This window comes from Pseudomonas sp. CFBP13528 (assembly GCF_005233615.1).
Taxonomy (GTDB): domain Bacteria; phylum Pseudomonadota; class Gammaproteobacteria; order Pseudomonadales; family Pseudomonadaceae; genus Aquipseudomonas; species Aquipseudomonas fluorescens_AM.
In genome coordinates this window covers 49,039-61,085 of sequence record NZ_QGAJ01000010.1, presented here as the reverse complement: position 1 = coordinate 61,085, position 12,047 = coordinate 49,039, and the positions used below count along the sequence as shown (strand labels likewise).

The 12,047-nt window shown below is 52.9% G+C and carries 7 protein-coding genes; 3 read left to right on the top strand and 4 right to left on the bottom strand.

Features of this window, described 5'->3' with window-relative positions; translation table 11 throughout:
- The first annotated feature begins 190 nt into the window (after positions 1 to 190).
- From PspCFBP13528_RS18335 to PspCFBP13528_RS18325, 3 genes are all read left to right on the top strand, one after another.
- Positions 191 to 2,512 (top strand): AAA family ATPase, encoded by a 2,322-nt coding sequence (locus PspCFBP13528_RS18335; protein WP_058412050.1) that lies wholly within the window; start codon positions 191 to 193, stop codon positions 2,510 to 2,512.
- Positions 2,505 to 3,377: a hypothetical protein gene (locus PspCFBP13528_RS18330; protein WP_058412049.1), complete on the top strand. Its 873-nt coding sequence runs from the start codon at positions 2,505 to 2,507 to the stop codon at positions 3,375 to 3,377. The genes PspCFBP13528_RS18335 and PspCFBP13528_RS18330 overlap by 8 nt, the downstream gene beginning before the upstream one ends.
- Before the next feature lie 197 nt (positions 3,378 to 3,574).
- On the top strand, positions 3,575 to 4,843 hold the full coding sequence (locus tag PspCFBP13528_RS18325) for an ImmA/IrrE family metallo-endopeptidase (protein ID WP_241669112.1): 1,269 nt from the start codon (positions 3,575 to 3,577) through the stop codon (positions 4,841 to 4,843).
- A 258-nt stretch (positions 4,844 to 5,101) separates the two neighbouring features.
- Here PspCFBP13528_RS18325 and PspCFBP13528_RS18320 read toward each other — a convergent pair whose 3' ends face one another.
- The 4 genes from PspCFBP13528_RS18320 to PspCFBP13528_RS18305 form a co-directional block, all read right to left on the bottom strand.
- Entirely contained in the window at positions 5,102 to 6,466 is a 1,365-nt protein-coding gene (locus PspCFBP13528_RS18320) for a pentapeptide repeat-containing protein (protein WP_137201134.1), read from the bottom strand.
- Positions 6,467 to 7,303: 837 nt separating this feature from the next.
- Entirely contained in the window at positions 7,304 to 7,609 is a 306-nt protein-coding gene (locus PspCFBP13528_RS18315) for a hypothetical protein (RefSeq protein WP_153000258.1), read from the bottom strand.
- 93 nt (positions 7,610 to 7,702) lie between these two features.
- Complete coding sequence (locus tag PspCFBP13528_RS18310; RefSeq protein WP_137201132.1) at positions 7,703 to 10,012, bottom strand: hypothetical protein; 2,310 nt, start codon at positions 10,010 to 10,012, stop codon at positions 7,703 to 7,705.
- Positions 9,931 to 11,649: a hypothetical protein gene (locus PspCFBP13528_RS18305; protein WP_137201130.1), complete on the bottom strand. Its 1,719-nt coding sequence runs from the start codon at positions 11,647 to 11,649 to the stop codon at positions 9,931 to 9,933. The genes PspCFBP13528_RS18310 and PspCFBP13528_RS18305 overlap by 82 nt, the downstream gene beginning before the upstream one ends.
- Positions 11,650 to 12,047 lie beyond the last annotated feature (398 nt).

Genomic DNA, 12,047 nt, shown 5'->3' with positions numbered 1-12,047 from the left:
CGCATTGTCCGGAATACTCTAAGCGTCGAGTCAAATCTTCACTTCTCCAACAAACGACAGTCAGCCATTCTGCGCCGCCCGGCCTATGTATAGCGTCAGTTGCTTTGTGTACCTTGCCTACTCTTTGACACTGGCACATCATGCCATCTTGCTACTACACCTACCAACGCAGCAGGATTGAGAACGTCACATGGAATACGACGAAGGCCGAGAAATCACTCGGCTGATCGCTGAAGAGATGCTCAGCGTCGGAACTAGCTTCCCCAAGATATCTCCAGAGAGACTCCGTCTTCTCGCGGCGCTTCACCTTACAAAAGGCCTAATCTTACAGCGCCAATACCAAGATATTTTCGAGGATGCATGCTCAGTTGTTATCGAAATGACTTCGAAAGATTTCGACGATACTGAAATCAGAGCTGCATTCAACGAAAAGCTGAAGCAAATGAAAGACCTAAGCTCCAGCCCCATGGATCGAGAGGTTCGAGTTAAAACAGCCACTTACCTTATCGATCTGTTCATTATGGATTCGTACAACATTCCGTACGGACATCCAATGGCGGTAGCCGCCTTAGTTGGGAGCATACATTCCACTCTCCATTCACATGTTATCGAAATAGCTCCGACCACTGCGGAACTCTCCATGGGCAAAGAGCGCATCGACGACAGTTCCTTCCCGATGATTCACCCAACCTCCAGAGCATTGAGGAGCCTCATTTCTCTGAAGCTTATTATCAACCAAATATATCCTTACTTCATCGACGGTCGCATCCAAGCTGCAAATTTCGACGACCAACCCAGTTTTCTTTTGGATTCACACGAGCAATTCAACCTTTCGACAGCGACAGGAATGAGTGATTTTGGTGAATTCGCCTTGAGTCATCACAACGCCGCTCGTTTTATGCTGGTGATTCCGGCCAGCAACGCAAAACTTGGCAACCTGGTTCAGGGCCTCTCACCCGCATTAAAAACACGGCTCAGGCTGGATGCGGCGATTTGCTTCAGCATCAGTGAGGCGCGAGGCGCCAACAACGACAAAGTGCTTCTAATTTTCAGTCAGGGTATTAACCTGATGAAGAATCCCCACGTTTATATTGATGTATCAATGTCAAACAAATCGCTGGAGCACTTGGATCTGCAAGAGCGAGCTATTCTGGCAGGACACATCGTAAATATTCATGAAGCACGTGACCTGTACGAAAGGTGGAAACGTATTCCTACAAAGGTCGCAACGATCCTCAATGCCCAGTTTTCTGATGGCTATCATAATGTCAAGACGTTATGCATTGAGGATGAAGTTGATCATGGAAAACTTTTGAAGATCTATTCACCTAAAAATTTCATCCGCAACAATCGATTGGAAGGTAATACCTTCAACATCACAGCAGACCCTCAAGCCATTCTAAGACTGCTAAGCGACCCGTTAGAGCCGGCGTGTGTCTACATCATCGGTAATAATGGTGCTGGAAAAACGCGGCTGCTTTGTGAGCTCATTGATCATATCGGCGAAATGGATCGAAGAACGGTCGGCATCTCGACTGGCGTACACGACCGATTCCCGCTCGGACGGACAAAACAGACCAATCATTTTGAATACAGGGGTGTTCGTACCAGCCCCGATTCAATCTCGCCGTCCAAGCTAACGAAAAATGTCACCTCCCTAGCGGCGCGAGTGCTCGTCGATCAACGCATGCTCGAGGCCTTGAAGGAATGCCAGCAGTGCTTGGGGTTCGCAACGCGCTTCTATTTCATGCTCAGGCCTGAGATGGCACTCGATAACGCCCCTAAAGAAATTCGACTCATGAGAATGTCGGAGAACGCTGCAGAGAACGACGTACCTGAGCCTTTGACACATTACGAGTTCGGCGTGGTGCGCCCGGCAACGGAAGACCAAAGGGAGCGCATCGTCTCTTATTCCTCACTGAGTTCGGGTGAGCAGAACATCAATCAGCTGCTGCTCAGCATCATTACTACAGCTGAGCGAGGCACGGTTTTCCTGGTAGACGAACCAGAGATAAGTCTGCACCTGAAATGGCAGCAGACGCTGCCACGGGTTTTCCATCTACTGTCTCAGCGGTTCGAGTGTTCATTCGTCGTGGCCACGCACGCCCCTACCCTGATCAGCAACGCCAACGATCGGGGTAGTCACAGCTTTATGCTGGACTTGGGGAAGCTGCCGGAGCTTAGCGCGAGAGAGCGCTACTCGGTCGAATCGATCATCTTGGGCGGTTTTGGCACCTATACCCCGCACAACCGCGCAGTGCACGAGGCCTGTGCGCGTATCGTGGCGAAGACCATGGGATCGAAAGGTAGCCGGCAAGCCGATCAGTTCTCTCCGTTGGCAGAGCTCGACGAGATGCTTAAAAAAATGAGTTTCTCGCAGGGCGCATACGTTCCGCCAGGTCAACAGGAAGACATTGACCTCATCAAAAAGGCCGCCACTGCTGTTCAGCTGCTCCTCCAAGACCAAAGCGTGGTAGACGCCGCCAGTGAAGTGGGGGGTGTAGATGACTGATTATTTCGTTCTAGACGAAGCCGAACTCAGGCCGAGGTACGATGACTATAAAGTCCTATGCCACGCTGAGGAGCGATTCCACAAAGTCGTCATGTTTAATCTCCTACGGTTTCACGCGACTGCACTCCAGCGTTTCGACAGGAGGCAGGCCGGTGAAGCGCTTGAGGATTGCAACCTCTGGAACGAATTCTCGAATCCGAAGAGCAAGAAAAAACCTAAGACGGTTGCGACGGCTGCTACTGGCGAGCCGGCGCCCACGGTGAAGGCCAAGCGCAAACGAGGTAAGGCTAAACCAGTCATCAGCGACATCAAGGGTGCGTTCAGGAGCTATATCGAGAAAACGCAGAAAAATCGATGCTGCTACTGCCGACGCTGGCTGTGTAACAGCGGGTACTCCAAACCCATTGAGCACATATTGCCTCGTAAAACCTACGAGCAGTACTCGTTTCACTTCTGGAACCTGTCCGTCGCTTGCGTGGACTGCAATTCTCTTAAGAAGGAGGCTGATTGGGCAACCCCGGACAAACACGGCTTTAAAGCTTATCCGTTGCCAAGCAACTTCACCGAGATGTTCCACCCGCGGTTCCACCGATTCGATGAGCACGTGCGCTTCATCCGCGTGCAGACCAATGACCACAGCATCACTTTGTACCGGGGGATCACGCCTCAGGGACAGAAGCTGTGTGAAGATTTGCTAACCATCATCGCAGGTAAGGAGGTTATCGTGAATGCTAACGCTGCACTCAAAAGCTCGATGGAAACCATCGAACGATTCGACGTAAAGGAAGGCAGCCATCTGGAATCGGCGCTCAAGAGCCTGGTCGGCGCCCTGTCTGAGCGGTCTATCGATCTACTGAACCGCTGAGTGATTAGTTAGGCGGCTGCATAACTGCCGCGCAGGCCTAGCCGTGGTGCAGCTTTTACCAGAGGCTTTGCGCCCACAGATTGATGTAGGCTTATCGACTTCGGTAGCGAAAAAAAAGCGCTAACGCCGGCGCTTTAAAAATGAAGCGTCATTCAACAAAAAGTTTTGCGCTTTAGCCCGATTTGGATGAAGAACGATTGAGTACTTACGCCAAAGGCGACAAATTCGAGGAACAGGTCTTTGATTTTCTGAGCCAGGAAATCGCTCACGACCGTTTCTATTTCAGGTCTGACTGCTGCCAAATTTTTCGGAAGAAGGGTTACTTTTCCTCTGCCCGAGAAAGCGACATCATTTTCGACATCGCCATCGAAGTCTCCATGCCAGGCTCCGACAAGCCGTCGATGCTCGTTCTCATCGAGTGCAAAAATTACAGCGGCACCGTCTCTGTCGACAATATTGAAGAATTCGGGTCGAAGATCAGCCAAGTCTCCGGGTTTAACGCAAAAGGCATTTTTGCCACGACCAGCGCATTCCAAGCCGGGACGCTCAATTTCGCCAGAAATAAGGGCTTTGCCCTTCTGCGGTATTTCGATCAGTCTGAATTTCGATGGGAGCTCCCTCGCGCGCTCCTCACTGGCGCAAGTGGCGCCAGCAGTCGAAAAAGAGCTGAAATTGAATATGCGCTTACGCAACCTGATTTTAGACCGACTGTTTACAGCGCCTATGCTGTTACGCCCGCTGGTTTTGCAGATGGTTGGGAGGGTATTTGGAAAGGTCTGGGTCTGGAAAATACACTCGACGAAAGCGAGCTGAAGCTGATCCGTCAGCCGGCTCTCGCGGCGACGCCCAGGGTCACCTTTATTTCGAAAGAGAAGATCGAGCGTCTAGCAGAACAGACTTTAAAATCGATCTCCTATAGTAGAGGGACAGTTGATCTCGCGAAGCTCGTTGAAAAAGAGAACATCGTTATTGGTCTCGCAGTTATCTTTCATGATGATTCTCCCTCTGTGCTCGGCAGCATCACGTTCTACCCAACAGAAATCAAAATTTTCGCGACTGAAAGCCAATCACCTGTAGCAAGGTTCACACTCGCCCATGAGCTGGGGCATCATTTTCTAAGCCACGGCAGGTACATGACGAGAGAGAGCGTGCGCGCTCAGGACATCGATCAAAGCCAACAGATCACCATCCCCAAAAGTGAGGTCGAGCGATTGGAGTGGCAAGCGAACACATTCGCGTCATGCCTTCTGATGCCCTACGAAGAGTTCCACACCGCTTTCGGACTTCTGGTTCAGCACCTAGAGATCAGAAATCGCGGTTACGGCCCTTTGTACCTGGATAACCAGCGGGAGAACGTGGCGCAGTTCCATAGGGTTTGCACAGCGCTGAGCAAATATTTCGGCACTTCCAAGACTGCCGTCCGTTTACGCATGAGAGCCCTAGGGCTATTAGTAGAAGCAACATAAAAGTACGGATCGTCGAGCCCGGGTCTAGTGCGCAGAATGCCGGTCGAGCCGTCAAGTCGCTCCTCATCTTCATCAATGGCCAAGGGTTGATCAGGCCTAGTAAATAGCGTGGACTCTCACCACTTACGAGAAAGTTTTGGTGAGAAACTTGTGCTTATGAACTTTAAAGAATTAATTTTATCAGCAGCCTACAATCATCATGAAGATCTAACACAGCCCGTAAAAAAAGGAGCCTCGCAGGAGAGGCTCCCTGATTGATCACTTGATTCTGAATGTATTCCTGAGTGCGAGACCGACGAGAAAAATAAGCAGCAGGGAAATTGATTTTTGAAGGATTATGAGTATTGTTGCGACAAGGCTGATAAGACCACTATTGGCAATGATTGCTGATCTGATCGGATCTGCCATTTTCTCAAGTCCCGGCAACGGGATGGCCTGCAGAAAGAAAAATTCGATACCGGCCATGTTGAAGCTGCATTTTTGGCTGTCGGGCAGGCAGTGTGTTGCCCACGATAGTGCCGCATATGCGCATGAAAACAAGACGAATGATATGAGATACGCAAGCAAGGGCTTTGAGATGCTCGAACCGTAGTTGGAAAGCTTCTCGTAGATGTAGAAAAGCCAGCGTTTTGCTCCTTTGAGACCATGGGCGATTTCTGCCATTTCCAACTGGAAGAAATGCTGCTCTTCTTGAGGTGCCTGTAGCTGGCTGAAGGAAAGCCTCAGGTTTCGGTAGGTTCTGATGTGGAAATCCTTTCCCGTTGCAGGAGGAAACGTTACATACTTGAACGACATGTCCTGATGTAGTGTGCAGCCAAAGAAAACTGGCGGTTTTTCGAAGGTGGCATTGTCAAAAAGGGCGGTATCTCGAAACTCCCGATTTTTGAAGCTCACGGAATCTTTGAATGTGCACCTTTCAAAGGATATCCGATTGAATGTCTTGCTGGTGGGATCGTAAGGTGTCCAGCCGACTGCTTCTTTTGTATTGTCCTGGATAGATTCGAAGCATACGGCTTGTCTGAATGTGCAATCGGCAAAGCTGATATCAGGACCGAATTTTACCCCGTTGAATCGAGTGCAGTGTCCAAATGAAGATCCTGAAAAGTCATTGTCTCCTTCAAACTCGGCGTAGTCAAAATCAATCCAGTCCTCAAGATAGATTGATTTTAGGTTCGTATACCTTGAGAATTTAGTGTTCTTAAAACTCGAGCGGGCATCAATTGTGACATTAGAAAAGTCAGAAGATTTTCCAATGATTGCCCGGTCAAAAGATGTGTGGCGTGGGAATTTTGCATTTTTAAAACTTGCACCCGGCCCGAATTTGAAATCGTCGAAATAGATTTCCCCGCCGAAATCCCACTGTAGACCGCAGAAATCAGTGTCCGAGAAATCTGCAATGTTTACATAGTCAAAGTGCCCGTAGAGCTCCGATGGGAACTTTTCTCGCCAGGCATTCCATGTGCCAGCCCCCATCTTGGCGAGCTCCATACAACCTGCTTTGCTGATTCGATCTGGTGTGCCGTGTACTTTGTTGTCAAAGAAAACTGCCAATCTCTCTTTGAAGTTTTCATCAACTTCATCGAGTTTTGTTCTGATATCAATATGTTCCTGAGCTTCTTGCATGCTGTTGCTCTAACCAGAGTGAATTTTTTTAAGCCAGCGTGAACGTCTCGCTGCTTAAGGTAGCCTTCGTCGACTCTATGTGTAGCGGGTTGAACAGATAGCTGGGTATGTGGCAATCACACTGGGAACCTGTATCAGCAGTGTAGGGCCGGTCAGGGATACGAGTAGCCCCACTCACCTCCGCCACAGTCTGCGCGTGCTGAACGAGGTACCGCGACAACTTTGAACCTAAAGCACTGAGGTTCACCATCATGGCTGTACCCGTCCTCTAAGTTAGGGTCGTCACGATCCTAAATGGTTCGGTTGCTATTGGCTACTGGTCCTACCCCGACCTGATGTCCAAAGCTTCGAACAACTCATTCGTTCGAGTAAAACTCAGTCATAATTTGAGACACCAGATTGATGAGCCATTGGCGACAGGATCCTTGCACAAATCTTGACCGTCAGCGGTGAGTTTCAGTGTCAGCTTGTGCCGATTTTCAATGGAGCCACCGCAGAGGTTGAAACGTCTGATATGGACGTCTGGTCGAGCCCGCGATAACTCGGCGCCAGCACCGCGGGTCTGTTTATTGGCTAGTGGCGTAGGAATGATTGAAATCTGATGTAGTTCCGAGCCAAGGTTGGTAAGTGGTGTAGGTAGGCCAGATAAAGCTTCAAGACCCTGGGAGCAGGAATACTAAGTTTCTCTTCGCTTTGCAGTTGCACGCTCAGCCGCAGTCCGCAGATCAAGCGTATCTGCGACGTATATCGTGTCCAGAAACCGCTTTCGATGATGGGCTCAAGCGTGTCTTCAGGGTCGAACTTGAATGAAAGCCCTTGACCCGGTTGAATCGTTTGTCATGAAGCGTCCGAGCCTTTGGCATCCCAGTGCAACCGGAAGGCAGGAGCGCTCCACTGGATTTTGTTGAGGTAGAGGATTCTGTTTTGACGATTCCCGATACGAAAAACGATTTCCGGGGGATGTATCATATTTAGTCTCAGGTCACCCACCCATTGAAACCCGAGTTGCAAATTAGGCTGCGCGGGCTGCGGGGCCGTTATCTCTCGATATTCGGCAATGTGCCTTTTGAGTTTGTCGATAGCACGCCTGGCGGTGGCAACCTTTACGATCGACACCCCAATCGAAGCGGCGATCTTGATCAAAGCGCCCCAGTCCATTCCCAGCCTCCGCTGACCTTATCAAATGCAGACATTATACCAGCGATGTAGGTGGGCATCTCTTAGGTGACCTTGCCTTCACTTTCCGTGGGGTAGTTCTGCCGCATCTTTCGTTTTCTTTGGCTTTTTGGGCGCCCGTGATTTGGCGGCTTTCGCCTTGTCGAATTCTCTATTCTTACGCACTTTCGCTGCCTGCGCAGCATTGGAGACATCCAGTACCAGAACCGACGTTGTGGCAGCCAGTTCGGCTGGCAGCAGACCTTCCAATGCCATCTTCAACGCTTCAGGGTTTTCTGGTTTTATGCCTGCCGGAGACTGTGTCACGCTAAGCGCCTTGCCGAACCAGAAGATCACATAAATGCCCTGACCTTCGGTACTGCTCGCCAATGTATAGGTCTGGAGCTGGCCGCTATGCCCATACCAGAGATGTGTATGACTCGTCCGTTTCGCTTCGACCGGCACCGTCAAGGGGCCGTGTGTAACAAGCAGGTCGGCCCGCGTTCCGCCGGATGACGCCGCTTCAGGGGACACCTCGAAGCTACCGAAAAAACCAAGTTTGTCCCTAAGCTTGCCGGCCAACACGTCTCGGCAATCGTTCTCGACTTTGGGCTTGTTGTTGTCCCAGAAAAGTCTCCACAGGTTGTGTGGAGAAGGCTGCAACTCGGCAGCGACTTCCTCAAGGATCAACAGCACTAAGGCCTTCAGGTCCTGCACATTGATAGGGCCTCTGCCACTGAGCACCTTTGCCAGATCTGGCGGGGAGAGTAGCTTCTGTGTTTGCGATCGTACATCTCGCCTGTAGAGCTCAAGCTCGTGCCTGATGGTATCAACCCAGCGTGTACCTTCAGCGTCCGTGAGCAAATCCAAAAGGATCGTCTCGACGCCTGGCTCATCCGACAACGAAACGGCTTTCAATACTTTCACTGTGTCCGGCCAAACGCGCTCAAAGTGCCCCTGCATCAATGGAGTGCGCTGGAACAGGAACTGCAACAGGAGGCGGCTGACGGCCAGCGTGGACGTCGGCGTCTGCCAATAGCTACAGTTGGGGTATCCGTCGAAGATCACCCGGTGAATGACAGCGTCCTCTGCCTCGTCAAGGGCATGTACGAAGTCATTGCTGAACACATCCGACTGCAGGCAGACGGCAAAGTATGCCCAGCGCAGGCGGTCAGCGCAGCGCAGATCGCTACCCGTGACCAAAGCATCAGTACCGTCGCCCTTGTTCGACCAATGGGACAGGACATCAGTCAATAGCGGCGTCAGTTCTGGCGCTTCAGCATTCGTTTCAGCCAGCCGAAGCACGCTGTCTAGAAGACTTCCACTCAGCGTATCAGGCTGCTCCAATGCTACTTGGACGGCCCATGCATGTAACGCGGACCGCGCTGGATGCTCTCGCAGCTTGTACAAAAGCGCGTTCCAATTGGCGTCCCGCTTATGGGCGAGCTGACAAAAGTAAGCAGGATCGTCTATGAACGATCGAATGAGTTGATCAATGCAGCAGCTCTCTAAGCGTTCCTTGAGATAGGCATCTCGCATCGTCACTGTGGCGAAAAGGACCTTGAGAATTCGTCCCGCAGATTCCGCGGAGAAATCCTGTCCGTCCGCCAGGTGAATGGAAGCAGACGCGGCTGTGATGGCTCCGCTAGCCCCGCGTTCATCTTCATACTCGCCCTTCGACCACACACGGGCGAGCCCCTCAAGGATTGACTGAGCCAGCGGTTCACCGAACACTTCCTGCAGCGCCTCTATCCCGCTTCCGTGACGACCCGTGATCGGGCGACTACCGCAATAGACTTCTGCCCCCCAGTACAAGGCCCCGTCGACCTTACCTGCGACCACGGAGGGTAACTGCAACTGCCATTCGGCTATTTGACGGACTAGCCACTGCTCGATGCTATCCCGTTGGTGCGCTTGTCGCTCCGATTCTTCTTCAACGTGTAGCCGTACGTATTGCAGGGCGGCGTCAGCGGCAGCACCCGGGCTCTCGTGGAGTACCGGAATCAGCCAGGCCGGTACGGGCTCTCCTCGTTCCAGTGCCCAGTTACCCACCTGTCTGCCGACGTATGCTGAACCGACGCTGGATATCAGTGGGTCGGAGTTCAGCATCAGGCGCACCAGCGTCTCGCTAGGCTTCAAGCCAAGCGCTCGCAGTCCGAGGGCAAGCGACCCACTATCGGCTACCTCCTGGTCCGCAATCAAAAGCAACGCGTGCAATACCTCCTCGGAGGCGGATCGAGCGATCAACCATTCTCCGGCAGCCTTCTTGAAGGTTGACTCGGCCCCAGTGATCACACCGGTAGCGACCATCATATGCGCGAATTCTTTCGCGGTAACGCCATCGTGCGACAAGGCCGCGATGCACAGCACCGAGGCGAATTTGTGCTCCAAGGCACCCATACCAGCCTGTAGCCGCCAGCGCTTCGGTGTTCCAAAATCAGGGGGCGCCACAAATCTGCTGCCACATGACAGGCGATATCCCTGATCGCGTAGATGCTCTCCATGCGTCCATCTTCCGGCGCAGCTCGCGGAAGAAGTGCATTATTGGCTCTTTGCAGGCTAGCCAGAACCCGCTCCACGTCGCCGACCACCAACTGTTGCGCAGGGATCGCGCAAAAAAGTTGTGCAATGCTGCGCAAGTAACCACGCGACGTCTCCCCGGAGGAACAGAGCTCGTCGATCCGCCCCCAAATGTCATCCGCTGAGGTCACAGCATTATGTAGCCAAGCATCAATAGCCTGCTCTCGGCACCATTGCACGTCACTCTGGCGTAACGCGACGCTCCAGCAGGCGTCAGCGGTGGAGGCCAGCGCCGGCCCGGTCGACAACGCCTCCAGCAACATGCTGAGTCGGTGCGTGGACGCCTCTGTTTGCAGCAGCTCAATCACCAGCGGCGCAAGGTCCGGGGTAACAAGTCCCACGGAACAGATCCGCGCTGGGCCCCACTGCTCCGGAGTCCAGCGAAAAAACGGATCGCGTGCCCCAACCTCCTGCAGCACGGTGACGCGGGACGCAACGGGAAGTGTGGCCGCATCGCCATGCAGTAACAGCGTTTCCGGGTCGCGCTGGACCAGCCGTTGGGCGTGGTGTATCGCGCCCTCGTTGACCAGATGACAGGTGAACCAGGCATACAGCGCCTTCAGACCTTCGGATGGTAGCCCATCGACCGACACCAACAGTGCAACCGCGCGTTCGATATGTAGTCTTGCGATCCCGAGGGCGCCTGTCACCAAGCGAGCCAGGTAGCGGGCGGCCAGAAACTCTTGGATGCTGCGATGAAAGGGCAGGAAGTCTTCGCCCTTCTTCATGAACAGCGCGGTGTCCAGGACGGTCTCGCGAGCGATCGGGTCAAGCCCCGCGTCATGCACCGACAGCATGGTATCTGCGACAGGAGCAGATCGCTGCAAGCCATGCTTTCCGGTCAGGAGCAGAGTCAGAAAGACGCGCCCGGCATGGTCTAGGACGACGTCGGGCGCAGGTTCGCCGTGTTGCCGGTCTTCTGACTTGGAGGGGTTGTGCTCGGTAGCGAAATGGCGTGCACCGGACTCGTACAGTTCGAAACGGGTGAGCGACGGCAACCGTTCGGGCTTTACGCTCATGAGAAACTTCAGCCCCAGCGGGGATAGCACGAAGGGCGTCGATCGCAGCGTCTGCAGCGTAGAGAGGAGCGTGATGGGCTCTGAGCAGCCAAACGCTGTGAGCACTGCGACTGCTTCCTCCTCACTGAGAGGTTGCAACTGAGCCACGACGGGGGCCTCGTCAAGGGCTGCCAGCCCCTGACCGAACGCTTTGCTGAGCTTTCCACCCTCGTTCCAGTCCTCCGCTCGACAACTCACTCGCCATCGCATCGACGGTAGCTCTTCTAAGCACTTTGCAATCTCAATGGCGTTCTGCATGGGGACTTCATCGAGAGCATCGATAAACACCGTCGTGACATCGGAAAGATCTTTGCGGCGAAACCAAAAGGCAGAAATGCACGACGCATCCGCTCGCTCCGCAAAATGCTCGAACGCCACAGTCTTGCCCATGCCAGGCGCGCCCAACAAAACAACATAGGGGGCCTCGGCCAGATCACTTAGGCGCTGGGCGTCTTTGTACTCGTCAGGGCCTGATGATATAGATATGAGCCTATCAAGCGGAGCGATTGACATTGCGAAGCGGCACCGAGCGACAAAGGTGTCGCCATCATACGGTATGCCCAGATGACTCCACTACTCTTACCGCGCGGGGGCTGCATTCTCGATCTGCGGCAGGAGCCGGTACAGTAAGTGTTCCAGGCCGATCACCCGAATGTCCTTTAATTGCAGCTCCGACATTGCATTCACGGAAATACACCGCACTGGAGATTGCTGGCCGACTCCCAGCAGTTTAAAAATTCCGCGCAGATTGGATTGGCCAAGTACCCATGGCTACAATGCGGCCCCTT